The organism is Streptomyces bluensis (genome assembly GCF_014650715.1).
Lineage (GTDB): Bacteria > Actinomycetota > Actinomycetes > Streptomycetales > Streptomycetaceae > Streptomyces > Streptomyces bluensis.
This window is the reverse complement of record NZ_BMVM01000019.1, coordinates 20,006-45,187: the sequence shown is the minus strand read 5'-3', so window position 1 is coordinate 45,187 and position 25,182 is coordinate 20,006. Positions and strand designations below refer to the sequence as shown.

The 25,182-nt window shown below is 69.4% G+C and carries 20 protein-coding genes; 10 read left to right on the top strand and 10 right to left on the bottom strand.

From position 1 onward, the window contains the following. Positions 1-84: 84 nt before the first annotated feature. A complete protein-coding gene (locus tag IE262_RS32810) occupies positions 85-927 on the top strand; it encodes a helix-turn-helix domain-containing protein (protein WP_189878838.1) in 843 nt (280 codons plus the stop codon). A gap of 11 nt (positions 928-938) precedes the next feature. Further along, a complete protein-coding gene (locus IE262_RS32805; RefSeq protein ID WP_189878836.1) occupies positions 939-1,124 on the top strand; it encodes a DUF397 domain-containing protein in 186 nt (61 codons plus the stop codon). 5 nt (positions 1,125-1,129) lie between these two features. Here IE262_RS32805 and IE262_RS32800 read toward each other — a convergent pair whose 3' ends face one another. The 6 genes from IE262_RS32800 to IE262_RS32775 form a co-directional block, all read right to left on the bottom strand. Then, positions 1,130-2,524: an FG-GAP-like repeat-containing protein gene (locus tag IE262_RS32800; RefSeq protein ID WP_189878834.1), complete on the bottom strand. Its 1,395-nt coding sequence runs from the start codon at positions 2,522-2,524 to the stop codon at positions 1,130-1,132. A gap of 107 nt (positions 2,525-2,631) precedes the next feature. Continuing rightward, positions 2,632-4,080, bottom strand: coding sequence for an FG-GAP-like repeat-containing protein (locus tag IE262_RS32795; protein ID WP_189878832.1), 1,449 nt, complete (start codon positions 4,078-4,080; stop codon positions 2,632-2,634). Positions 4,081-4,236: 156 nt separating this feature from the next. After that, entirely contained in the window at positions 4,237-5,667 is a 1,431-nt protein-coding gene (locus tag IE262_RS32790; RefSeq protein ID WP_189878830.1) for an FG-GAP-like repeat-containing protein, read from the bottom strand. A 91-nt stretch (positions 5,668-5,758) separates the two neighbouring features. Further along, positions 5,759-7,234, bottom strand: a complete 1,476-nt coding sequence (locus IE262_RS32785; RefSeq protein ID WP_189878828.1) for a VCBS repeat-containing protein — start codon at positions 7,232-7,234, stop codon at positions 5,759-5,761. Positions 7,235-7,460: 226 nt separating this feature from the next. Next, positions 7,461-8,762 carry an FG-GAP repeat domain-containing protein gene (locus IE262_RS32780; protein WP_189878826.1) on the bottom strand — a complete coding sequence of 434 codons (1,302 nt, stop codon included), beginning with the start codon at positions 8,760-8,762 and terminating at the stop codon, positions 7,461-7,463. Positions 8,763-8,970: 208 nt separating this feature from the next. Continuing rightward, positions 8,971-11,277: a (Fe-S)-binding protein gene (locus tag IE262_RS32775; RefSeq protein WP_189878964.1), complete on the bottom strand. Its 2,307-nt coding sequence runs from the start codon at positions 11,275-11,277 to the stop codon at positions 8,971-8,973. A 492-nt stretch (positions 11,278-11,769) separates the two neighbouring features. Between IE262_RS32775 and dnaK the strand changes: the two genes are divergently transcribed. From dnaK to IE262_RS32755, 4 genes are read left to right on the top strand one after another with little or no spacing between them, the layout of a single operon-like run. Next, entirely contained in the window at positions 11,770-13,635 is a 1,866-nt protein-coding gene (gene dnaK / locus IE262_RS32770; protein ID WP_134034421.1) for a molecular chaperone DnaK, read from the top strand. Beyond that, on the top strand, positions 13,632-14,309 hold the full coding sequence (grpE, locus tag IE262_RS32765) for a nucleotide exchange factor GrpE (RefSeq protein ID WP_134034424.1): 678 nt from the start codon (positions 13,632-13,634) through the stop codon (positions 14,307-14,309). The genes dnaK and grpE overlap by 4 nt, the downstream gene beginning before the upstream one ends. A gap of 33 nt (positions 14,310-14,342) precedes the next feature. Next, the gene (gene dnaJ, locus IE262_RS32760; protein WP_134034427.1) at positions 14,343-15,530 is read left to right on the top strand and encodes a molecular chaperone DnaJ; all 1,188 of its coding nucleotides are present in this window, start codon (positions 14,343-14,345) and stop codon (positions 15,528-15,530) included. Positions 15,531-15,535: 5 nt separating this feature from the next. Further along, entirely contained in the window at positions 15,536-15,988 is a 453-nt protein-coding gene (locus IE262_RS32755; RefSeq protein ID WP_134034430.1) for a heat shock protein transcriptional repressor HspR, read from the top strand. Positions 15,989-16,074: 86 nt separating this feature from the next. On the opposite strand, the gene IE262_RS40260 is transcribed toward IE262_RS32755, so the two are convergent. After that, positions 16,075-18,030: a PA14 domain-containing protein gene (locus IE262_RS40260; protein WP_189878824.1), complete on the bottom strand. Its 1,956-nt coding sequence runs from the start codon at positions 18,028-18,030 to the stop codon at positions 16,075-16,077. 310 nt (positions 18,031-18,340) lie between these two features. Between IE262_RS40260 and IE262_RS40635 the strand changes: the two genes are divergently transcribed. The 3 genes from IE262_RS40635 (at position 18,341) to IE262_RS32735 (ending at position 20,549) form a co-directional block, all read left to right on the top strand. Beyond that, entirely contained in the window at positions 18,341-18,649 is a 309-nt protein-coding gene (locus tag IE262_RS40635) for a Uma2 family endonuclease (RefSeq protein ID WP_189878962.1), read from the top strand. An 88-nt stretch (positions 18,650-18,737) separates the two neighbouring features. Further along, positions 18,738-19,253 carry a hypothetical protein gene (locus tag IE262_RS32740; protein ID WP_189878822.1) on the top strand — a complete coding sequence of 172 codons (516 nt, stop codon included), beginning with the start codon at positions 18,738-18,740 and terminating at the stop codon, positions 19,251-19,253. Between the two features lie 135 nt (positions 19,254-19,388). Beyond that, positions 19,389-20,549 carry a sugar ABC transporter substrate-binding protein gene (locus IE262_RS32735; RefSeq protein ID WP_373305199.1) on the top strand — a complete coding sequence of 387 codons (1,161 nt, stop codon included), beginning with the start codon at positions 19,389-19,391 and terminating at the stop codon, positions 20,547-20,549. Positions 20,550-20,590: 41 nt separating this feature from the next. On the opposite strand, the gene IE262_RS32730 is transcribed toward IE262_RS32735, so the two are convergent. Further along, positions 20,591-21,754: a DUF418 domain-containing protein gene (locus tag IE262_RS32730; RefSeq protein WP_229877703.1), complete on the bottom strand. Its 1,164-nt coding sequence runs from the start codon at positions 21,752-21,754 to the stop codon at positions 20,591-20,593. A gap of 374 nt (positions 21,755-22,128) precedes the next feature. Between IE262_RS32730 and IE262_RS32725 the strand changes: the two genes are divergently transcribed. Next, positions 22,129-23,187, top strand: coding sequence for a helix-turn-helix transcriptional regulator (locus IE262_RS32725; RefSeq protein ID WP_189878818.1), 1,059 nt, complete (start codon positions 22,129-22,131; stop codon positions 23,185-23,187). Here IE262_RS32725 and IE262_RS32720 read toward each other — a convergent pair. Both IE262_RS32720 and IE262_RS32715 read right to left on the bottom strand, forming a co-directional pair. Beyond that, the gene (locus tag IE262_RS32720) at positions 23,138-24,121 is read right to left on the bottom strand and encodes a helix-turn-helix transcriptional regulator (RefSeq protein WP_189878816.1); all 984 of its coding nucleotides are present in this window, start codon (positions 24,119-24,121) and stop codon (positions 23,138-23,140) included. The genes IE262_RS32725 and IE262_RS32720 overlap by 50 nt on opposite strands. Before the next feature lie 28 nt (positions 24,122-24,149). Further along, the gene (locus IE262_RS32715) at positions 24,150-25,163 is read right to left on the bottom strand and encodes a helix-turn-helix transcriptional regulator (protein ID WP_166681604.1); all 1,014 of its coding nucleotides are present in this window, start codon (positions 25,161-25,163) and stop codon (positions 24,150-24,152) included. Positions 25,164-25,182: the final 19 nt, after the last annotated feature.

Here is a 25,182-nt window from a genome sequence, read left to right as displayed (position 1 = left end):
TCACTGACGGTATGGGTGGTGTATCACCCTGGTCAAGCTGAACTGGAATACTGGTCCGCCCAACTGCCGGGAAGGAAGGGCTTCATGCCAGCGAGGAGCATCGTCACCGCGCGCCAGCAGCGCCTGGGGGCAGAGTTGCGTAAGCTCCGGGAGCGGGCGGGACTGACGGCCAGGGAGGCGGCCCGGACAGCGGGTATCGCCGAGAGCAAGGTCTCCATGACGGAGGCGGGCCGGGTTGGGGTGAGTGCCGAGCGCGTACGACACCTGGCCAGTCAGTACGCGTGCGATGACGCCGCTCTCGTTGAGGCGCTCGTGGCGATGGCCACCGAGCGGGGGCGTGGCTGGTGGGACGAGTATCGAGGGCGGGTGCCGAACGGGTACCTGGACCTGGCTGAACTGGAGGTTCATTCAGCGCACTTGACGACGTTCGAGAGCATGTACATTCCGGGCCTGCTCCAAACCGAGGATCAGATACGGGCGATGTTCGCAGGGTCGGTGCCGCAGCTCTCGGAGGAGGAGTTGGCGACACGGGTGCAGTTCCGGCTGCGGAGACAGGAGGTCCTGGCGGGCTTGCGCTACGAGGCGTTGATCCATGAGGCCGCGCTACGGATTAGGGCGGCTGACCGGAAGGTTGCGCGGGAGCAGCTGTTGTGGCTCCTGGAAAGGTCCGAGCTGCCCAACGTCACTATGCGTGTTGTGCCCTTCGACGTCGACGGTTTCGCCAGTGTTGTCGCCCCGGCGACGTATGCGGGTGGACCGGTGCCCCGGCTGGACACCGTGGTGGTGGACAACCAACACGGCAGTGCTTTCCTGGATGCAGAGGCGCAGCTCGCCCGTTACCGCGAGGCGCTCCGCAAGGTCGAGGCGGCCGCGCTTGGGGTCGTACAGACCCGAGAATTGATCCACCGACTCGTACAAGATTTGTGAGGGGCCAGGGCATGGCACACGACATCACATGGCAGAAGTCCTCGTACTCCGGGGGCGGTGACGCGGCGAACTGCCTCGAACTCGCCGCAACCCGAGAAACCCGCCTCCTCCGCGAAAGCGACGAGCCCGGCACCGTCATAGAAACCACCGGCACCGGACTCGCCGCCCTCATACGTCACCTACGCGACGGCTGCTGAAGCAGTTACTGAAGCATCCCCTCGACCGTCTCGCCTTCCACCGCCGTGGCGCCCGACGTCGTGACCCCCGTCGACGAGCCCCGCAGCACCAGCGAGCCGTACGCACCCTGCACGTACAGGTCGGCCTTGCCGTCGCGGTTGGTGTCGCGGAGACGCACCGCGTTGCCGAAGGAATCGTCGGACTGGAGGTCGCCCGGTACGCCTGTCGTGTCGCGGGCGAACCACTGCGAGCCCGTGGCGGACAGACCGGAGGCGCGCCCGTACAGGACCTCGACGCCGCCCGCCCACTCACGGCCGCCCAATGCCTCGCCGGGGACGCCGATCGCGAGGTCGCGGTAGCCGTCGCCGTTGATGTCGCCGGACGAGATCGAGTCGCCGAAGGAGTCGTCTGCCTCCGGAGTGCCTGCGATGCCCGAGGTCGACTGGGTGAAGCGCGCGCTCTTGTCCGGGCCCGAGGACGAGCCGTACCAGACCGAGACACGGCCCTTCCACTTGTCGTACAGCGGGGTACCGATGGCGATGTCGCCGAAACCGTCCTTGTTGAAGTCGTTGATCACGCCGTCACCGCCCCGGTCGGCCATGCCGCCGTTGCCGTCGACGCGCTCCAGGCGGAGCGTGTTGCCGGGGTAGAGCTTCACCTCGCCGCCCTTGATGAACCAGGCGTCCGAGGCGATGTACGTGCCGGTGACGACGTCGCCGATGATGACGAGGTCGGTCTTGCCATCCTTGTCGACCTTGCCCGCGATCACGGCGGTGGAGGAGAAGCTGGACGACTCCTTGTCCAGGGTGCTGACCGTGCCGTGGACGCCGGACTTGCTGATGGAGCCCCGGTAGACGTACGTCTTGGCGGCGTTGACGAGGGCCAGGTCCGCCTTGCCGTCGCCGTTGAAGTCGCCGGTGGCCAGGTCGGAGCCCATGCGGGCGTACGACTGCCTGGGGCCCTTGTTGGGGATGGTGAGGCCGCCCGAGAGGCCGTCCGTGCTGCCCCAGAGGACCGTGACCGCGCCCTGGTCCTTACGGCCGTCGACGTCCTCGCCGGTGGCGGTCACCGCGAGGTCGCCGTAGCCGTCGTTGTTGAAGTCGGCAGCGGTGCGGACCTCGCCGAAGAAGTCGTCCGTTTCGTCGGCGCCGGGGACGCCGGGGCTGGCCTGGTCGATGAACTGGGTCTTCGTACCGGGCCCGTTGGCCGTGCCGAAGGTGACCAGGACGCCGCCGCCCTTGCTGTCGCCGACCGGGCCGTACGAGTACACGGCGTAGTCGCGGTGACCGTCACCGTTGAAGTCGTCCGCGTACTTCGCCGCGGCCGCGCTCGTCGGGGCGGCCGTGGCCAGGGTCAGCAGACCGCCGGTCAGGGCCGCCGCCGTCGCCGTGGCCAGGGCGGCGCGAGTGGGTCTCTTCATGTCTGTGTGTCTCCTGGAGAGTCGGCGACAGATTCCTTCCGCCTGCCGTCAGAGGTGTCAGGGGCGCCGGGGGAGTCGAGGGCCGGGGGAGTCGAGGGGCAGAGGCGTCAGCCGCCCAGCGTCGTACCGAACGCCGGGGCTCCCGAGGTGGAGACGGCGGTCGTGGACGGGCCGAAGGACGACGCGGTGGACGGGGAGGCGCCCCTGAAGGACCAGATCGCGCCGTCGCCGCCGTTCTCGTTGGGGGCCGCGACCGTGAGGTCCGCCTTGCCGTCCTTCGTCACGTCGGAGAGGAGGACCCGGCCACCGAAACGGTCGTTGGACTCGGCGGTGCCGGGGACGCCCGGCGTGGACTGGGAGAGAGAGACCGCACCCGAGGCCGAGAAGTTCGTGGCGTTGCCGTAGAGGATCGTCACCGTGCCGGTGTCCTCGGCGCCGGAGAAGGACTCGTACGCCGCCCCGACCGCCAGGTCGGCGTAGCCGTCGCCGTTGATGTCGCCGAGGGCCACCGACTTGCCGAAGCCGTCGCCCGACTCCGCGGTGCCGGGGACGCCGTTCGTGGCCTGGGTGAACGCGGAGGTGGAGCGGGCGTCGACCCACTCGGCCTTGGGGGCGCCGTGGACGAGCGTGACCTTGCCGCCGAGCGCCCCGGAGGGGTCGGCGGCGGGCTCGCGCTGGTTGCCGATCACGAGGTCGGCGTAGCCGTCCTTGTCGACGTCGCCGACGGCCGAGACATAGCCGCCCGGGACGTACTCCAGCCAGTCCGCGAAGTTGTCGATGCCGGCGTCGGCCACCGCCGTGAGCGCGTCGTCCGTGCCCTTGGCGCGGCCGTGGAGGACGAGGCTGTCCCGTCCTTCGCCGTTGATGTCGCCCGCGGACAGGTACTCGACGCCGTACGTCGTGCTGAACGGCTTGGGCCCGTAGCTCAGGCCCGAGCCCCTGCCGCCCGCGAAGTCGCCCGACTTGGTGAACGTGCCCTCGACGATCCAGATGCTGAACAGGCCGGTGCCGCCGACCGCCACGTCGTCGTCCCCGTCGCCGTCGAAGTCCCCGGCGGCCAGGGCCTGGCCGTAGCGGTAGGTGTCCCCCATGGTGCTGTAGTTGATGAGGGTGCGGGCGCCGGAGAGGCCCGACGAGCCGCCCCAGATGATCACGACCGTGCCGTTGTCGACGTCACCGGGCGTGTCCTCGCCCGGCGCGCCGACGACGAGGTCCGCGTAGCCGTCGGTGTTCAGGTCCGCCGACGTCACTGCCGTACCGAAGGCGTCCCCGGTTTCCGCGGTGCCCGGGATACCGGTCGAATTCTGGCTGAACGTCTGGTACTTGGTGGTCTTCAGACCGGTGGACGAGCCGTACACGACGGACACCGCCCCCGCCTTCGCCTTGCCGCCGACGGTGGCACCCGGCGCGCCGATCGCGAGGTCGCGGTACCCGTCGCCGTTGAAGTCGTACGGGGCGGCGGCGGTCGCCGCGTGGGCGGCGGGCGCCGCCAGGGTGAGCGGGGTCAGGACGGAGGCGAGGAGGCCTGCCGCCAGGAGGAACGGGCGCGTGCGCAACGAGACTCCAGGGTCGGGACGGGCCCCGCACCCGAGAGGTGCGGGGCCGACGGGCGGAAGGGGGCGCCGCGAGCAGTTGACGGCTGGGCGTGCGCTACTGGGCGGCAGCGGTCTGGACGGCAGCTGTCTGGGCGGTAGCTGTCTGGGCGACAGCGGTCAGCCCGCCAGCACGTCGCCGAAGTACGTCAGGCCCGAAGGGCCGCCCAGCGTCGTGCTGTTGAAGGACTTGGAACCCGTGGCGGTGATGCCGGACGTGGTGGACTTGAAGAGCCACACCGCACCCGCGCCGTCGTTCTCGCCCGCCGCGCTCGCCAGGAGTTCCGCGCGGCCGTTGCCGTCGGTGTCGGTGAGGTGGACCGCGCTGCCGAAGTTGTCCAGCCTCTCGGCGGTGCCGGGGACCCCCGTCGTGTTCTGGTGGAAGACCTTGGCGCCGCTGCCCGTCAGACCGGACGCCGAGCCGCGCAGGACCGCGAACGAGCCCGCCTTGTAGACCGAGCCGACCGCCTCGTTCTCGATGCCGACCGCGATGTCCGCGTACCCGTCGCCGTTCACGTCACCGGCCGACAGACTCCAGCCGAAGCCGTCGCCCTTCTCGCCGGTGCCGGGCACGCCCGTGGTGTCCTGGGTGATACGGACCGGGGTGCGCGAGCTCAGGCCCGTGGACGCGCCGTAGGTCACGGTGACCGCGCCGCCGAGACCGCCGTTCGGCTCGTCGGTGGACTTCTCCATGAAGTTGCCGGTGACGATGTCGCCGTAGCCGTCCTTGTCGACGTCCGCGATGACCGCGTCGTAGCCGCCCGCGACCTTGCTGCCCGCCTTGAGGCCGGAGGCCGAGCCCTTGTAGAGGACGCTGCGGGTGCGGTAGCCGTCGGTGATCTCCTGCTGACCCATGACGAGGAGGTCCGTCGTGCCGTCGCCTGTGACGTCGCCCGCGAAGAGCTTGTCGGCGTTGATGCCGGTCTGCTCGTAGGTGTCGATGCCGACGAGGCCCGTCGCCTTGCCCGTGCGGGAGATCGGGCCCTGGAAGACGTTCAGCTCGGGGTAGGCGATGTTCGCCGCGGCCAGGTCGGTGTCGCCGTCCCCGTCGAAGTCGCCGGCCGCCACGGACCAGCCGAGCTCGTTGCGGTTCTCGGGGAGCGGCGAGGAGATGTCCGTCGCGGTCTTCAGACCGTCCGCGCCGCCCCAGACGACCGTGATCGCGCCCGACTCGTCCGTGGAGCCGATCCGCTCGCCGTGCACGCCCACGATCAGGTCCGTGTAGCCGTCGTCGTCCAGATCGCCTGTGGTCAGGCGGTCGCCGAAGTAGTCGTACGACTCCGGAACGCCGGGGATACCGGTGGTGGCCTGGCTGATGATCTGTCTCTTGGCGGTGTCGAGGCCGCTCGCCGTGCCGTAGACGATCGCGACGTAGCCGGCGCCGGACTTGCCGTCGACCTTGGCGACGGGCGCGGCGATGGCGACGTCACGGAAGCCGTCGCCGTTGAAGTCGCCGGTCAGGCCCGAGGGCGCGGCGGTGGCCGTTGCCGGGAGGGCGGTGAGCAGGCCGGTGGTGAGGGTCGCGGCCAGGAGGAGGGTGCGCTTGCGCAACGAGGGCTCCAAGGAAGGTTCCAAGGGGGGTTCAAAGGTGCGTGGGGCCCGCACCCGGGTGGGTGCGGGCCCGACTCGCAGGTGCTGTGGGTCAGCTGGCGGCGTTGCCGCCGAACGCCGGGTACGCGTCCGTGGAGACGCCGACCGCGGACGTCGACAGGGAGCGCGACCCCGTCGCCGTGATCTTCGAGCCGTTGGAGGGCAGGTAGACCACCGAGCCGTTGCCGTCGTTCTCGCCGTACGCGCCGACCGTCAGGTCCGCCTTGCCGTCGCCGGTGACGTCGGTGAGCTTCACCTCGTTGCCGAAGAAGTCGTCCTTCTCGTCCGAGCCGGGGACACCGGCGGTGGACTGGGCGAAGTACTGGTAGCCGGAGGCGGTGTTCAGCCCGGAGGCCGAGCCGTAGAGGACCGTCACCGCGCCCGTGTTGACGACGCCGTTCAGGTTCTCGCCGGGCGCGCCGACCGCCAGGTCCGCCAAGCCGTCGCCGTTGATGTCGCCGAGGGACAGCTCGCTGCCGAAGTAGTCGCCGCGCTCGGATGTGCCGGGCACGTTGCCGGTGTTCTGGGTCACGGCGGTGGCCTCGGCCGGGCCGTCGGCCGAGCCGTAGATGATGTGGACCTTGCCGCCGGTGGCGGACTCGGGCACCGACGGCACCTCGGGGTCGTTGGACGGGTCCCATTCCTCGCCGGTCACGATGTCGCCGAAGCCGTCGCCGTTGACGTCGCCGATGCCGGTGATGACGCCGGGCTTCAGCTTCCGCGCGGACGACGCGCTCAGACCGGAGGCCGTGCCGGGCACGTAGTAGTTGGCGTTCCAGCCCTCGGCGCTGTCGGTCTCGTAGCCGTCGACGATCAGGTCGGTCCGCTTGTCGCCGTTGACGTCACCGGCGGTGAGCATGAACGGCCCCGCGCCGGTGCCGGACATGAGGGGCGCCTTGACGGCGTAACGGCCGCCCGCCGCACCGGACTTGCTGATACCGCCCTTGAACACGTAGATGGTGCTCGACGTCGAGCCGACCGCGAGGTCCTCCGTGCCGTCGCCGTCGAAGTCCCCCGCGGCCAGGGACTTGCCCCACCGGTCGTGGGAGGAGGGCGCCGGGTCCGCGATCGTCGTACCGCCGGACAGGCCGCTCGACGAACCCCAGAGGACCGCGACCGTGCCGCCGTCGGTGTCTCCGCTGACGTCCTCCAGGTACGCGGACACGGCGAGGTCGTCGAAGCCGTCGCCGTTGAAGTCGCCGTACGCGCTCATCCAGCCGAAGGCGTCGTTGGTCTCGGCGCTGCCGGGCACGCCGGTGGTGTCCTGGCTGATCGTGGTGCGCTTGGTGGCCGTCACGCCGCTCGCCGAGCCGTACAGGGCGACGATCTGGCCGGCGCCCTGCTTGCCGCCGACGGTGGCGTTGCCGGCCGAGTACGCGACGTCGCCGTACCCGTCGTTGTTGAAGTCCGCCACGGGGTGGTGGACCGAGTCGGCCGCCGTCGCCGTCGCGGCCGAGAAGGTGAGCAGACCGCCCGTCAGCGCGGCCGCGGAGGCCGTGGCGAGGGCGAGTCGCATGTGCTTGTGCATGCGGGGATCTCCTGCTGCATGCGGGACGCCTGGCAGGGCGTCCACAGTCAATGGGGTGCGGTCCCGTTCCTGTTTGCCCGGAGTTCGCCCGGGTGTCGCGGAACGGTTGGCTAACAGGAGACTCGTGGAGATGCGGGAGGGTTGTACGGGAGTTCGAGGAATTTCTGCGGCTGCTGGGGCGGGGCGCCCTCCGGGTGGTCAGCCGCTCCCCCCGGGGCGTGGGCCGTCAGCCGCTCCTCTCCAGGAACTCCGCCGTGGAGAAGGTGACCTGCGGCTCGGCGGCCACCACCCCCTCTTCCCGTCCCGGGTACACCGCGACCGTGTCCTTCGTCTCGCCCCGGTAGGTGCGTACGGCCAGGTCGGCCAGCCCGTCCCCGGTGAGGTCGGCTACCGCCAGGACGCGGGTCGTGCCCGTCGCGGGTGGCTTCACGGTGACGACGGCGGAGGCGGACAGCCCGCTCGTACGGCCCCGGAAGACCCGCAGCTCCGAGCCGCTGGAGACGAGGTCGTCGAACCCGTCGCCGTCGAAGTCGCCCGCGGCGAGGACCGTACCGGGTACGTCGAGCGTGCCGCGCACGGTGGCTCCCGGGCCGGTCAGGTCGTACCGCAGGGACGTTCCGCCCTGGGAGCCGATCGCGGCGTCCAGCGCGGCCTTGGTCCGGCCGAAGCGGCCGAAGGAGACGTCGGCGCCCGCGGGGAGGGCGAAGCCGGTGCGGGCGGGGCCGTTCGGGCCGCCGTACACGACGCTCGACGGGGACACGTCGCCGCCCTCGCGGACCAGCAGGTCGTCGTAGCCGTCGCGGTTGACGTCGACCGCGGGGCGGGTGGGGACGTTGCCGGGCGCGACGAGCGGCTGTCCGGCCGCACGCGGCACGCCCTTGCGGGTGAACGGGCCGCGCAGATAGGTGAGTTGACTTTCGGAGGCGTGCAGGACGAGGTCGTTCGCGCCGTCGCCGTCGAAGTCGCCGCACACGGGCTGGTCGGGCCAGTCGTTGCCGGCGCGGGCCCGCGCGGGGACGGTGAGCTTGACCGCCTTGCCGGTCAGGCCGCCCGGCGAGCCGAAGAGGATCTGGAGCGGCACGGGAGGCCGGCCCTGCCCGTCGTACGGCGGGTCGGTGGAGACGACGAGGTCGGTGAAGCCGTCCCCGTCCAGGTCGCAGCTCTCCTCGGCGTCGAAGACGGCCGGCAGCTGCCCCTTCGTGGCGGCGCCCTGCCTGGCCGGGGAGATCAACTGCCGTGCACCCGGCCGCAGTCCGCCCCGCGTCCCGTACACGATCCCGATGCCCGCGTCGTCCTCGTGGCTCTGCCGCTTGACGAGGTCGTTCAGGACCAGGTCACGGTGACCGTCGCCGTTGAAGTCGTCGGCGATCTCGCTGCCGTCGCCGCGCGGCACGGGCACCCGCGCGTGCCCCTTCGCCACGGGGACCGGGCCCGGCTTCTTCGCCGAGCCCTCGTCGTCGCTGTTCCGGCCGGAGCCGCAGGCGGCGAGGAGAGCGCAGGCGGCCGTCAGGGCCGCCGTCACACGCATACCTGGACCTGTTCTTCGCCCGCGCACCGTTCATTCACCTCATCCGCACCGATGACACCCTCCGAGCCATCATGCACATGCCCGAGCGGTGCAGTAAGGGCGGCCGTCATCCGTACGAGAACACGCCACCTCTCCGGCAGGGGCGAGGAGATGGCGTGTTCCGTTATGTGTTCGTGTGCGGGTCTTTACGGCTACGTCTCGACCGCGGCTACTTCACAGGCTGCGGCTCCGGCTCGCTCGCCGTGTCGGCCGAGCCCGCCGGGGGCTCGTCGTCGTCCGTGGCCGGGGTCTTGACGGAGTCGAGGAGCAGCTGGGCGACGTCCACGACCTGGATGGACTCCTTCGCCTTGCCATCGTTCTTCTTGCCGTTGACCGAGTCGGTCAGCATGACGAGGCAGAAGGGGCAGGCGGTGGAGACGATGTCGGGGTTGAGGGAGAGGGCCTCGTCGACGCGCTCGTTGTTGATGCGCTTGCCGATCCGCTCCTCCATCCACATCCGCGCGCCGCCCGCGCCGCAGCAGAAGCCGCGCTCCTTGTGGCGGTGCATCTCCTCGTTGCGCAGACCCGGGACCTTGCCGATGATCTCGCGCGGGGGCGTGTAGATCTTGTTGTGGCGGCCCAGGTAGCAGGGGTCGTGGTAGGTGATGAGGCCCTCGACCGGGGTCACCGGGACCAGCTTGCCCTCGTCGACGAGGTGCTGGAGCAGCTGGGTGTGGTGGATGACCTCGTAGTCGCCGCCGAGCTGCGGGTACTCGTTGCCGAGGGTGTTGAGGCAGTGCGGGCAGGTGGCGACGATCTTCTTGGCGGACTTGGGCTTCTTCGTCGACTCGTCCTCGTCGTCTTCCCCGAACGCCATGTTGAGCGCGGCGACGTTCTCCATGCCCAGTTCCTGGAACAACGGCTCGTTGCCCAGTCGCCGCGCCGAGTCACCGGTGCACTTCTCGTCGCCGCCCATGATCGCGAACTTGACGCCCGCGATGTGGAGGAGTTCGGCGAACGCCTTCGTCGTCTTCTTGGCGCGGTCTTCGAGGGCGCCGGCGCAGCCGACCCAGTAGAGGTAGTCGACCTCGGACAGGTCCTCGATGTCCTTGCCGACGACCGGCACCTCGAAGTCGACTTCCTTGGTCCACTCAAGGCGCTGCTTCTTGGCCAGGCCCCAGGGGTTGCCCTTCTTCTCCAGGTTCTTGAGCATCGTGCCCGCCTCGGACGGGAAGGCGGACTCGATCATCACCTGGTAGCGGCGCATGTCGACGATGTGGTCGACGTGCTCGATGTCGACGGGACACTGCTCGACGCAGGCGCCGCAGGTGGTGCAGGACCACAGGACGTCGGGGTCGATGACGCCGCCCGCGGCGAAGCCGCTGTCAGACGCAGCCTCGACGGTGCCGATCAACGGGCGCTCGGCCTCCGCCAGCGCCGCCGCGGGCACGTCCTTGAGCTGCTCCTCGCTCGCCTTCTCCTCGCCCTCCATCGTCTTGCCGCCGCCGGCCAGCAGGTACGGGGCCTTGGCGTGCGCGTGGTCGCGCAGCGACATGATCAGCAGCTTGGGTGAGAGCGGCTTGCCGGTGTTCCAGGCCGGGCACTGGGACTGGCAGCGCCCGCACTCGGTGCACGTGGAGAAGTCCAGCAGGCCCTTCCAGGAGAACTGCTCCACCTGGCTGACACCGAAGATGTCGTCCTCGCCGGGGTCGGTGAAGTCGATCGGCTTGCCGCCGGAGGTCATGGGCAGGAGCGCGCCGAGAGCGGTCTCACCGGTGGCGTTCCGCTTGAACCAGATGTTCGGGAAGGCGAGGAAGCGGTGCCAGGCGACACCCATGTCGGTCATCAGCGAGACGGTGATCATCCAGACGAAGGACGTCCCGATCTTGATCATCGCCGTGAGGTAGACCAGGTTCTGCAGCGTGCCGGTGTCGAGCCCCGAGAACGCGGAGACGAGCGGGTACGAGGCGAAGTACGCGGCCTCGTAGTGGCCCACGCCGGCGAGGGCTCCCTCCAGGCCGCGCAGGGTCATGATGGCGAGCCCGATGATGAGGATGACCGACTCGACGAAATAGGCCTGACCGGTGTTGGAGCCGGCGAACCGGGACTTGCGGCCCGCGCGTCCGGGCCGGGACAGCTGCCGGATGACGATGAGGGTCAGAATCCCCAGCGTGGTCATCGTGCCGATGAACTCGACGAACATCTCGTACGGCAGCCAGTGCCCGATGAGCGGCAGAACCCAGTCGGCCCTGAAGAGCTGCCCGAAGGCGTTGACGAGGGTCAGCACGAGGGAGAAGAAGCCGACGGCGACGAACCAGTGGGCGACGCCGACGACGGCCCAGCGGTTCATCCGGGTGTGGCCGAGGAACTCCCTCGCCACCGTGAGGGTGCGGCTCTTCCAGTCGTCGGTGCGCGTACCGGCGGGAACGTCCTGGCCGAGCCGGACGAACCGGTAGATCTGCGCGATGGCACGGCCGAACAGCGCCACGCCGACCACGGCGAGTACCAGCGACACGATGATCGCGGCGAGTTGCATTTGGGGGCTCCTCGGGCCTGCGAGGGTTTCTTCGAGGCGGACGTCGTCGTTAGCCTCGGAGCTCATTACTAAGCGGTAACTTATGCAGTCCGTCTGAGACTACCCACTTCTTGTGCCGCACTGTAGTCAGCGGTGTGGTGATCTGCGTCGCTGAGGGCGCGCCTGGGTGGGTGTGATGTCGGGTGGGCTTCTGGTGCGCGTGCCTCGGGGCGTACTTTGGGGCGTACCTGTTCACCCCATAGTGGTGCATATCGACTGGCCCCGGGTTGGGCCGGTGGCGCCCGCCTCGACTGAAGACCCCGGACGGCGTCGCGCGTCACCCGTGAGGGCGGGTCGTCGTCCATCGCTCGGCGGGGGAAGCGGCAGGTCAGGGCCTTGTTGCGCGTAAGGAACGGATAAGAGTTGAGTCGTAGTGACTCAGGTCTGTTGACCCAGCGGCGAGCGTCATGCATGCTTGAGTCCGTTCCACTCAAGTCAGCTGGAGGAATCGAAATGGCACGTGCGGTCGGCATCGACCTGGGCACGACTAACTCCGTCGTCAGCGTTCTGGAGGGCGGTGAGCCCACCGTCATCACCAACGCCGAGGGCGCCAGGACCACGCCGTCCGTCGTCGCCTTCGCCAAGAACGGTGAGGTGCTCGTCGGCGAGGTCGCCAAGCGCCAGGCGGTCACGAACGTGGACCGGACCATCCGCTCCGTGAAGCGCCACATGGGCACGGACTGGAAGATCGAGCTCGACGGGAAGCACTTCAACCCGCAGCAGATGAGCGCCTTCATCCTGCAGAAGCTGAAGCGCGACGCCGAGGCCTACCTGGGCGAGAAGGTCGCGGACGCGGTCATCACGGTCCCGGCGTACTTCAACGACTCCGAGCGTCAGGCGACGAAGGAGGCCGGTGAGATCGCGGGCCTCAACGTCCTGCGGATCGTCAACGAGCCGACCGCCGCCGCCCTGGCCTACGGCCTCGACAAGGACGACCAGACGATCCTCGTCTTCGACCTCGGTGGCGGCACCTTCGACGTGTCGCTCCTGGAGATCGGCGACGGCGTCGTCGAGGTGAAGGCCACCAACGGCGACAACCACCTCGGTGGTGACGACTGGGACCAGCGCGTCGTCGACTACCTGGTGCAGCAGTTCAAGGCCGGCCACGGCGTGGACCTCGCCAAGGACAAGATGGCCCTCCAGCGCCTCCGTGAGGCCGCCGAGAAGGCCAAGATCGAGCTGTCCTCCTCCAGCGAGACCTCGATCAACCTGCCGTACATCACGGCCTCCGCCGAGGGCCCCCTGCACCTCGACGAGAAGCTCACCCGCGCCCAGTTCCAGCAGCTCACCGCCGATCTGCTGGAGCGCTGCAAGACGCCGTTCCACAACGTCATCAAGGACGCGGGCATCCAGCTGAGCGAGATCGACCACGTCGTTCTCGTCGGTGGGTCCACCCGTATGCCCGCCGTCGCCGAGCTCGTCAAGGAGCTGACCGGCGGCAAGGAGGCCAACAAGGGTGTGAACCCGGACGAGGTCGTCGCCATCGGCGCCTCGCTCCAGGCCGGTGTCCTCAAGGGCGAGGTCAAGGACGTTCTGCTCCTCGACGTGACGCCGCTGTCCCTCGGTATCGAGACCAAGGGCGGCATCATGACCAAGCTCATCGAGCGGAACACGACGATCCCGACCAAGCGGTCCGAGATCTTCACCACCGCCGAGGACAACCAGCCCTCCGTGCAGATCCAGGTCTACCAGGGCGAGCGCGAGATCGCGGCGTACAACAAGAAGCTCGGGATGTTCGAGCTGACCGGTCTGCCGCCGGCCCCGCGCGGCGTGCCGCAGATCGAGGTGTCCTTCGACATCGACGCCAACGGCATCATGCACGTCACGGCGAAGGACCTCGGCACCGGCAAGGAGCAGAAGATGACCGTCACCGGCGGCTCCTCGCTGCCGAAGGACGAGGTCGACCGGATGCGCCAGGAGGCCGAGCAGTACGCGGAGGAGGACCACCGCCGCCGCGAGGCCGCCGAGACCCGCAACCAGGGCGAGCAGCTCGTCTACCAGACCGAGAAGTTCCTCAAGGACAACGAGGACAAGGTCCCGGGTGACGTCAAGACCGAGGTCGAGGCCGCCGTCGAGGAGCTGAAGACCGCGCTCAAGGGCGAGGACACCTCCGAGATCCGTACGGCCACCGAGAAGGTCGCCGCCGTCTCCCAGAAGCTGGGCCAGGCCCTGTACGCCGACGCCCAGGCCGCACAGGCCGCCGCGGGCGCCGACGCCCCGGGTGCCGGTGCCGGCGCCGGTGCCAAGGCCGCTGACGACGACGTCGTCGACGCCGAGATCGTGGACGAGCCGCGTGACCGGAAGGACGGTGCCGCGTGACGGAGGAGACCCCGGGCTTCGACGAGCAGCCGCAGGCCGCGTCGCCGCAGCAGCCCGACGTCCCCTCCGGCGCGACCCCCGACGACGCCGAGTCGAAGGCCGCCCCCCAGGAAGGGGCGGCCCCGACCGGGGACGCAGGCGCAGAGGCTGCGCTGGTGGCCCAGCTCGACCAGGTCCGTACCGCGCTCGGTGAGCGCACCGCGGACCTCCAGCGGCTCCAGGCCGAGTACCAGAACTACCGCCGCCGCGTCGAGCGCGACCGGATCACGGTCAAGGAGATCGCCATCGCGAACCTCCTGAGCGAGCTCCTGCCCGTGCTCGACGACATCGGCCGCGCCCGGGACCACGGCGAACTCGTCGGCGGATTCAAGTCCGTCGCGGAGTCGCTGGAGACGGTCGCGGCGAAGATGGGTCTGCAGCAGTTCGGCAAGGAGGGCGAGCCCTTCGACCCGACGATCCACGAGGCCCTGATGCACAGTTACGCACCGGACGTCACGGAGACGACGTGCGTGGCGATTCTGCAGCCCGGGTATCGCTTCGGCGAGCGCACCATCCGCCCCGCGCGGGTGGCCGTGGCCGAACCGCAGCCCGGCGCCCAGACCGTCAAGGCGGACTCGCAGGACTCCGCGGAGACGGCCGACGACAAGGAGAGCGGTGGCCCGGACGAGGGCTGAGCTTGAACCAACAAGGAAGGAGGGGCGTCGAGGATGAGCACCAAGGACTTCATCGAGAAGGACTTCTACAAGGTCCTCGGCGTTCCCAAGGACGCCACCGAGGCCGAGATCAAGAAGGCGTACCGGAAGCTCGCCCGCGAGTACCACCCGGACGCCAACAAGGGCAACGCCAGGGCCGAGGAGCGCTTCAAGGAGATCTCCGAGGCGAACGACGTCCTGGGTGACCCCAAGAAGCGCAAGGAGTACGACGACGCGCGCGCCCTGTTCGGCAACGGTGGCTTCCGTCCGGGCCCGGGCGCGGGCGGCGGCTCGTTCAACTTCGACCTGGGCGACCTCTTCGGAGGCGGCGCCCAGGGCGGGGGAGGACCGGGAGCGGGCGGCTTCGGCGGCGGACTCGGTGACGTCTTCGGAGGACTGTTCAACCGCGGCGGCACGAGCACGGGCACGCGTACGCAGCCGCGGCGCGGCCAGGACATCGACACCGAGGTCACACTGAGCTTCACCGAGGCGGTGGACGGCGCGACCGTTCCGCTCCGTATGACCTCGCAGTCTCCCTGCAAGGCATGCTCGGGCACCGGCGACAAGAACGGCACACCGCGGGTGTGCCCGACCTGCGTCGGCACCGGCCAGGTGGCGCGGGGTTCGGGCGGCGGCTTCTCGCTGACCGACCCCTGCCCGGACTGCAAGGGCCGCGGGCTCATCGCCGAGCACCCCTGCCCGGACTGCCAGGGCAGCGGCCGGGCGAAGTCGTCCCGGACGATGCAGGTGCGCATACCGGCCGGTGTCACGGACGGTCAGCGCATCCGGCTCCGCGGCAAGGGCGGGCCCGGCGAGCGGGGCGGCCCGGCCGGTGATCTGTACGTCACGGTGCACGTCGAAGCCCACCCGGTGTTCGGCCGCAAGGGCGACAACCTGACGGTGACGGTGCCGGTGACGTATCCGGAGGCGGCGCTGGGCGGCGAGATCCGCGTCCCCACGCTGGGCGGGCCGCCGGTCACCCTGAAGCTGCCGCCGGGCACGCCCAACGGACGCACCATGCGCGCCCGGGGCAAGGGCGCGGTCCGCAAGGACGGCACCCGCGGGGACCTCCTGGTCACCGTTGAGGTGAGTGTCCCCAAGGACGTAACGGGGAAGGCTCGTGACGCGCTTGAGGCGTATCGCGCAGCCACCGCGGGTGAGAACCCGCGGGCGGAGCTGTTCCAGGCCGCGAAGGGAGCTTGAGGGTGATGGACGGCCGTCGGCGGAATCCGTATGAACTGACCGAGGAGACCCCGGTCTACGTCATCTCGGTGGCGGCCCAGCTCTCCGGCCTGCACCCGCAGACCCTGCGCCAGTACGACCGTCTGGGCCTGGTCTCGCCGGACCGCACGGCCGGCCGGGGCCGTCGCTACTCTGCCCGCGACATCGAGCTGCTCCGCCAGGTGCAGCAGCTGTCGCAGGACGAGGGCATCAACCTCGCCGGCATCAAGCGCATCATCGAGCTGGAGAACCAGGTCGCCGCGCTCCAGTCCCGCGTCGCGGAGCTGGAGTCGGCCCTGGACGGCGCGGCGGCGGCCATGCGCCAGCGCGAGGCCGCGGTGCACGCCTCGTACCGCCGCGACCTGGTCCCGTACCAGGAGGTCCAGCAGACGAGCGCGCTGGTGGTGTGGCGGCCGAAGAGACAGCAGTCCTCGGACTGAGGGTCCTGGGACGATCGAGGGGCCCGGAGGTTCAGCCGAACCTCCGGGCCCCTTTCACATGAACCCCTTCTTCTACGGGTGTTCTTCTACGCGTGCGGTGTCACCGAGACCTCCGCGGACAGGGGCCCTTCCAGGCCCTGCACGTCGACCGTGGCGACGGCGTAGTAGTACGTCGTGCCGTTGGCCAGGCCGGGGTCGGTGTACTCGGTGAGGTCACGGACGAGGGGGCTCACCACGGAGTTGTCCTTGGTGACACCGGGGCTCGTGGAGCGGTACACGCGGTAGCCGAGGATGCTGGGCTGGCCCGGGCTGGTCGGTGGGGTCAGCCAGGTCAGCCGGGCGTAACTGTCGCCGGCGAACACCTCGTCCACCTGGGGCGGGTACGGCAGCGGTGCCTCGCTCACCGACGGCAGGACAGAGGACGAGGGGGTCGAGCGGACTCCGTTCGGGGACGTGGCGACCAGCGCGTAGTAGTAGTCCTTCTCATCGTCGGCCACCGGAGTCTCCAGCCGCTTCCCCGAGTACGTGCCGAAGAAGTTCGCCGGGTCGGTCGTGTCCACGGGAGTGGTGCGGGAGCGGTAGACGGTGTACTCGGCGACGGGGACCTCCCCGCCCTGGTTCCACTCCAACATGAGCCGGTCGTCCACGACGCCGGCGAAACCCCACGTCGGGGCCCTCGGCGCGCTGCTCGGGCCGACGGGCCTCGTCGCGGTGGTCATGACCCGCCGGGACTCGTTCCCGGCCGCGTCCACGGCGGTCACGTAGTACTGGTACGGGAGACCCGCCTCGCCGGTCGTGTCCCGGTACGTCAGGGTGGACGTCTCGCCCAGTCTGACCAGCTCGTCGTACTGCGACTCGGCCCGGTGGACGACGTACTTCGTCCCGTCCGACCCGCCGCTCCGCCAGGTCAGCGTCACCCCGCCCTCGTCCTGCGAGACGACCGTGAGGTTCTGCGGCGGGAGCGGCGCGACGGTGTCCCGGGTCGCCCACACGACCGCCGAGTACGCCGACGCGTTCCCGGCCGGGTCCAGCGCCCGCACCTTGTACGCGAGCGGCACGTCGGCCGCCGCCGTCGAGTCGGTGTACGAGGGAGAGGTGACCGTCCCGATGCGCTCGTACGTGCCACCGGCGTCCGCCGCGCGGTACACCTCGTACGAGGCCGCTCCGGAAGTTGCCTGCCACGAGAGGGAGTTGGCGGCCTTGGTGGAGGTCGCCGTGAGGCCCTGCGGGGCGCCGGGTGCGGTCGTGTCGACGGTGGTGACGGGCTGGTCGGCGGTGCCGGTGGACTCGTTGCCGGCCTTGTCGTAGGCGCGGACCTCGTAGTAGTAGGTCTCGCCGGTCCTGGGCAGGGTGGCGTCGGTGTACGAGGTGCCGGTCGTCGTGGCGAGGGGCCTGCTCCCGAAGGAGGTGCCCTTCAGACGCCGGTAGACCCGGTACCCGGCGAGGTCCATCTCCTTGTTCCTGGACCAGGTCACCTTCGCCTGGCCGCTCGCCCCGTCGTACGCGACCGCGGTTCCCGTGGGGACCAGGGGCTTGACGGTGTCGGCGTCGGCGGAGGTGCGGGGCTGGTAGGCGAACTTGACGTTCGCGGCGCCGGTCCAGTTGACGAAGTCCACGCGGAGGGTGTGCTTGCCGCTGGGGACGGTGATGTTGCCGGTCTTCTTCTGGGTGGTGGAGACGTTCTTCCAGAGGTCGACCTTGCGGGCGCCGTCGAGGTACACGCGGATGCCGTCACGGGACTCGACGGGCAGGGCGAAGGGCCCGCCGGAGCCGAAGTCCCGGGTGACGGTCCAGCGGACGCCGAAGTTGTCCTTGGGCAGGCCGGAGGCAGGGGCTCCCGTCCCCCAGTTCTGGTCGATCACCGAGTCGCAGTCCGTCTTCTTCGGGGTGCCCGAGAAGGTGGTGTTGGCGTAGAACTGCCGCTTGTAGACGGGCGACGCGCAGCTCACGGCGGCGGACGCGGATGCTGCGGTGGCGGTCAGCAGACTGCCTGCGGTGAAGAGTAAGACCGCGGTGGCGGTCGTGGCTCTGGCTGGGTTCATGGGCTCCCCGTCCTGATGGGCGGCGGCCCAGGGGAGGGCCGCCGCCCATCAGGACTCCTGGAAGCGGCGCTTGGTTGTACCGGCCCCGTACATCGGTGGACGCCCGGCGGTGGGCTACGTACGGTTCCCGTGGTCGGCCGGAGCTCAGGAGGGCCGAGCCGAGCCCGGCGTTCTCCTCGGTGGTGTCCGTGAGCCCGGCGACGGTCAGGGCGGGCAGAGCCAGTCCGCAGCCGACGCTGGTGACGAGCATGCCGGGCAGCACTCCGGAGGCGTAGCGCCCCACACGGAGCCGTTCGGCGACGAGGACGACATGGGAGTCAGGGCCGACTCTGTGCATCTCATCGTCGAGGTCGTCTCTCCCGGTAAACGCAACCAGGACCGTGACCGCGTCCGCAAGCGCCGCGAGTACGCCCGCGCCGGTATCCCCGTGTACGTGATCATCGATGACTATGACGGCCAGGGTGCCGTCACCCTCTTCGCCGGACCTCGCCCTGACGCTGCCGACTGGGGGGACATCCACCGCGCCCCCTACGGCACCGAAGTCATCATCCCCGAAGGCCCGGCGAAGGGCTTCGCCATCACCGAGGCGATCACCGGACCAGCAAGGGCCGAGAAGTAGCGCGAAGAGGCGGCTGGGCCGAACCGTCCGGCCCCGAAAGTGTGTCTCCCCAGGCGTTACGCGTACGCCACACCCCCCGGAGGCACCCATGGCCATGGTCGGACTGTTCTGGATCACGGAGAAGTCCGTGTACGTCGGGGCGGAGCCCACCGGGTACGGGAAGGGCGTGCGGCTGACGACCGACGGTGTGGAGGCGCTCGGTACCGATCAGGAGGGCCACTGGGCATGGGCGGATGTGCGGTCCGTCGGTGTGCACCTCGCGCCTGTGCGGAGCAAGGCCTCGGGGTGGAAGGCGGTGAGCAACGCGGTGGACACGGCGTTGGACGTGGCGGGCCTGGTGCTCGGCGGCATCGGTGACGCTCCGCCCGTCTTCGAGGTCCACGTCGAGACCGCGGAGGGAACCACCGAGCTGGACGTGTACGGGGCCGCGCCCCGCGGGTACGCCGAGTCCGAGTACGACCTGTCGGTCACGCTGCTCCAGCGGTTCGTGACGGGCATCGCGGACGTGTCGGCGCTGCTGGAGTGGGGGCGCACGCACGTCGTCGAGGGCACGCTCGGACGGGAGGAGCGGGAGGCGCTGCTGCGGGAGTGGCTGGAGGCCTGACCTGGGCGAAAGTCGGCCAACCAGGGAGAAATGTCCGACTCCGCTTGTGGAGTTCGGTGGATCGCCCTTTTCTCGGCCCGCAAAACGAAGAACATAAGTTCACAATGACGCCTCCTCGCCCGGAAGGCACCTGATGTGAACACCCGTACCGCTTGTACCCCCCGTACTCGAAGACGTCGTGTCGCCCCCGCTCGCACGACCGTCGCTGTCGCCGTGGCCATGTCCGCCGCGGCTCTGTCGCTCGCCTCCTGTGGCGTCGTGGACGGCATCGGTGACGAGAGCGGGGCGAGCCCCACGAAGGGTGACGACATCACGGTGGGGCTGCTCCTGCCGGAGAAGGAGAACGCGCGGTACGAGCAGTTCGACCACCCCATCTTCGCGAAGAGGGTCGCGGAGCTGACGGGCGGCCAGGGGACGGTCGAGTACGCCAACGCCGAGGGGAAGGCCACGACGCAGAACCGTCAGCTGGAGCGGATGGTGGCGGACAAGGTCGACATCCTGGTCGTGGACGCCGTCGACGCCAAGGGCATCGCGAGCGGAGTGAGGAAGGCGAAGGACGCGGGGATCCCCGTCATCGCGTACGACCGGCTGGCCCAGGGGCCCATCGACGCGTACATCTCGTTCGACAACGAGCTCGTGGGCCAGGTGCAGGGCCGCGCCCTCGTCGAAAAGCTGGGGAACTCCTCCGCGAACAAGATCATCATGATGAACGGCGCGCCCACCGACCCGAACGCCGCGCAGTTCAAGGCCGGAGCCATGTCCGAACTTCAGGACGCGGTGGAGATCGCCAAGGAGTACGACACCAAGGACTGGGACCCGAAGAACGCCAAGGCCAACATGGAGAAGGCGGTCGCGGCCGTCGGCCTCGGCAACATCGCCGGGGTCTACGCGGCCAACGACGGCATCGCGGGCGCCGTCATCGACGTGCTGAAGACCACCGGCGCCTCCGGGATTCCGCCCGTCACCGGCCAGGACGCCGAGCTGGCCGCGGTGCGGCGGATCGTCTCCGGCGACCAGTACATGAGCGTGTACAAGTCGTACCCGCAGGAGGCGAACGCCGCCGCCGAGATGGCCGTCGCCAAGGTCCAGGGCCGCACGATCGAGTTCGACGCCCTCACCCGCGACAGCGTCGACTCCCCGACCACCGAGAACGTCCCCGCCCAGCTGGTCTCCGTGGTCGCGCTGACGAGGAACAACATCAAGGACACGGTGGTCGCGGACGGCATCTACACGGTCAAGCAGATCTGTACGTCCGAGTACCGGACGGCGTGCCAGGAGATCGGGCTGCTGAAGTAGAGCCCCTGGCCTGCCGGGCCGGGCCTCCCACGACAAGGCCGTTAGGGGCGTGCCCGCTCTCCCGGAGGCCCAGCCAGGGTGACTGCTCGGAGCAGCCATTCGGCGGGCCCAAGCCGAAAACGCCTCAACCACGCCGAGCTGATGGCGAGTTGGAGACCATATATGGCGGCCACGAGCACCATGAGTGCAGCCGTACCCATACGCCCGTAGAGCGACAGGCCGTATGCGGTGGCCACGAAGGCCATGATCACGGACTGTGTCAGGTAATTCGTGAGCGCCATGCGGCCGGCCGGGGCGAGCAGCCGCGCGGTTCGGTCTCCCCATGACGAGCGCAGCAGGAGCAGCAGCAGGCAGGCATACGCGGCCGACAGCGCGGGGGCCGTCAGCATTCCCACGCCGATCCCCAGGAACTGCCATCGTTCACCGAGAGGTCCTTGCGAGGCCGAGGCGAAGAAGACGGCCCCTGGGACTCCGACAACAAGTCCGATGGTGGCGATCCGAACCAGCTGAGAGCGGTGTGTGCGAGCGTGGGCGAGCAGGTTCCGTTTGCCTGCGGCCAGTCCGAGGAAGAAAGCGGCGAGCACTCCGGGGGCCATGATGAGAATGCCGAGAACGGCATCGGGCAGTCGGTCCAGGTTCGCTTGGAGGACCGTGCCCGCGTCGCCGCGATATGCCGCCACGGCTTTCGCGACCTCCGCCTGGTTCGTTCCACTCTCCTCACCTGCCCATGCGGCAAGCGCGCCCGCCGCGGTGAGGATCACACCGAATGCTCCGTAGACCCAGCCGGCAACCCTTGCGGCGGCTCCCGGTGTGATCCGCCTGGCGCACAGGAGGACCAGCCCGAGGAGGCCGTACGCCATGAGAATGTCGCCGTTGTACAGCAGCACGGCGTGCCCCATGCCCAACAACAGCAGTCCCAGTGACCGACGCAGATAGCGTGGCACGAAGTTCACTCCGTCCCGGTCGGCAGAGGCCACCTGCAAGGTGAAGCTGTAGCCGAACAGAAACGAGAACAACAGGTAGAACTTGTGGGCCGCCAGCGCCGTCACCAGCCACATGGCGATCTCGTCCACAAAAGCGGCACCGGGCTCGCGAATCCCTTCGGACATATAGGGATTCATGATCTGCGTGCTGTTCACCACGAGAATGCCGAGCAGCGCGAATCCGCGCAGTGCGTCGACGGCGGGTAGTCGCTGGACGGCCACTGGTGCGCTCAGGCTCGTGGGGCCCCCGCCCGCGGCCCTGTCGGACAATTGGCTGCCGTCCCACCTGGTCACAGTGGTGCACACCTTTCCCGTTGATAGGTCAGTATCAGCTTGCAATCGGTCGCGGAGGTTACGGGATCCGTCAGGCACTGATCGGTCGTTGTATGACGCTCCGGTGATCCACAATGACGATCGCACTCCTGGCCGCGCACGCACACCCCCAACTTGCTGCAACGAGGTGGGGCGGAGGGTGGACATATCGTGACCTGATGCACGGATAGAGGAACGGTGACGCGGTGGGGTCGTGTTGCGGAGCCGGAGGCGTCCGCGCATAGTTGCGCTGCGGAAGACGCGACCCAGGGGTGAATGAGGTCATGGCCGGGCACGGGACGGACGAGCACCCGCACGGAGCCGACCGGCTGTGCGAGGCGGGGGACCGTGTGTACTCCCAAGCCGTACGCATGGGTCATGTGCCGCGCGAGGACGCCGAGGCCGTGCCCTGCCTGGTCGAACTCGCCCTGCTGCACCCCGACCCCGACGACATGGACCGGCTGGTGCCCACGTCCCCGCTGGAGGTGATGACCCGGCTCCTGCGGTCCGTCGACGAGGAGGTCAGCGCGAGCCAGGCCCGGGTGGGGACGGCGGTCGCGGCCGTCGGCTGGTACGCGGGCCTCGACGGCGGCCGGGTGCAGCCGCCCGCCGAGAGCACGGCGATCCGCGTCCTGGACGGGCTCCAGCGCATCCGTGCCGCCATGGACGAGGCGACCGAGGCGTGCACGCAGGAGGTGCTCGCGGTCCAGCCGGGCGGCATCCGCCGCGAGGACGAACTCCGCGAAGGGCTGCACCGGGGACTGGAGATGTGTCGCCGGGGCGTCCGTATGCGCGACCTCTACACGCATGTGGCGCGCCACGGGCAGGGCCTGCACAGCTACATGGAGCTGATGGGCGGCGCGGCGGAGGCCCGCACGCTGGACGAGGTCGTGGAACGCCTCATCGTCTTCGACCGCACGGTCGCCTTCATCCCCGCGAACGCGGACCGCACGATGGCCCTGGAGATCCGCCATCCCGCGCTGGTCGAGTACCTGGTCACGGTCTTCGAGCGGTTGTGGCGCCTGGCCGTACCGCTGACGTCCCCGATCCCCGCGACCGGCATCGAGGGCATCTCCCATCGCGAGCGCTCCATCGCGGCCCTGCTGGCGGAGGGCCACCAGGACGCGGTGATCGCGGAACGGCTGGGAATCAGCGTCCGTACGTGCCGGGCCCATATCGCGCGGCTCTCGGAGACCTTGGGCGCGGCCAGCCGTACGCAGCTGGGGGTGCGGATCGCGCAGGCGGGGCTGGACGGTCCGCCGCGCTCCGGCACCGGGGAGGAGCCGTTCCCGCTCAACGCTCCTGCCGTCGCTCCGCTTCCAGAATCCCCGACCGGCCGATGAGATAGCCGAGTTGGGCCCGGCTTTCACTGCCGAGCGTCGCGGCGAGTTTGGCGATGTGGACGCGGACGGTGCGGACGTTCATACCGAGGCGTTCCGCGATGGCGGTGTCGGTGTGGCCTTCGATGAGGAGGGCGGCGATGGCTCGTTGACGGGGGGTGATGCCGTTGACGGTGGGTGGTTGGACGGCCTCGGGGTACATCGGGGTGGCCAGGCGCCAGAGACGGTCGAATGTGACGAAGAAGTAGTCGATCAGGGCGGGTTGGCGCACTTCGAGGGCGAGTGAGCGGTCCCTGGCGGCGGGGATGAAGGCGACCCTGCGGTCGATGACGATGAGCCGGTCGGTCACTTCGTCCAGGGTGCGGACTTCGATGTCGCCGGTCAGCTCCTCGTAGCGGGCGATGATGGACATCGAGTGACGCATGGTGTGGGGGTAGAGGGTACGGATCCGGGCACCGCGGTCCAGCAGGGCCCTGTCCCGCTCCAGGGAGGTGGCCTCGGCCTCGGAGCTGCGGCCGGTGTTCGGCTGGATGGCGAGAAGCTCCAGCGTCGCATCGGCCATGGCCTCGGAGATGGCGGAGTTGATTCGGGGCTTGCCGCTGAGGACGGTGATGGGCGATGCCTGGGCGGCGGCCGTAGGGCGGCCGTCGATCCGCATCAGCGGTTCGAAGGCCTCGGCCAGACGGACCCCGCGACGGCGTTCGTCGGCGATGTGGTCCTCGACGTTGCGCAGGAGCCGGTGGAGGGCGACGGCCGGGGCCACGGGTTCCAGCCAGCGCATGTCCTCGATGTTGGGGTGCAGCAACCCGAAGTCGATCAGGCACGGGATGCCGGCGGCGTCCTCACAACAAACCCGCCCTTCGCGCAGGGCGCGAGCGTACAGATCCGTTCCGGCTTGGCACATGTCCTCCGCACTGTGCGCCTTGTGCGCCTTCATCACGCGTGGGTTTCCCTCCCTCCGAGGGTCAGTGATCCTGCTCCAGGATCCCCGACTGGGCGATGAGATAGCCGAGCTGGGCCCGGCTGCCGCTGCCCAGGGCCGTGGCGAGCTTGGCGATGTGGGCTCGGCAGGTGCGGACATTCATGCCGAGGCGCCGGGCTATGGCCTCGTCGACGTGACCCTCGATGAGGAGCTTGGCAATGGAGCGCTGCACGCCGGTGATGCCGTCCCCGCTGACTTCGTACGGAGGCTCCTCGGTGAGGGGGGTCGCGCGCTGCCAGAGCTGTTCGAAGACCTTCCTCAGGTAGACCACGAGTCCCGGGTGACGCAGCTCCAGTGCCACCCGCCGGTCGTCGCTGGCGGGGATGAAGGCCACGGTCCGGTCGAAGATGATGAGTCGCTCGATGAGTTCCTCAAGGGTGCGTACCTGTACTTTGCCGCTGGACATCAGGTCCACATAGGCGAGTGTTCCCGGACTGTGGCGGGCGGTGTGCTGGTACAGCGTGCGGATGCTGACCCCGCGGTCGGTGAGGGGCCTGTCGCGCTCCAGCGCCTGCACGAGGGCGTCCGCGGGGCGACCGCCGCCGGGCTGGATGGTGAGCATCTCGGTGTGGCACTCGGCCGTGGCGGAGTTGAGCGCCGCGTTGATCCGGTCGAAACCCTCCAGCACGGTGATCGCGTGGATGCTCGCCTGGCTCTGTGTGCTGAGCGCGATGAACGGATCGAAGGCATCGGTCAGTTCTATGCTCTGACGCCTTCGGTCCTGTATCTCGCGTTCCAGAGGATGCAGCCGCTGGGCGAGCGCGATCGACGGCGGAACCGGACGCAGCCAGTTCGCGTCGTCGGGATCCGGGTGCAGCAGCGCGAACTCCAGGAGACACGGGGCCGCCGACTCCACTTCGGCTCGGTTGATACGCCCGGAACGCAGAGCGTGGGTGTAAAGACCGGTTCCTGCGTCACACAACTCCGTGACGGCATGGGGATGTGTCGGTTCTGAGTCGTTTCTAGGCAAATCTCCACCCCCCAGGGTCCTGAACATGCAGGAACATGATGCATCG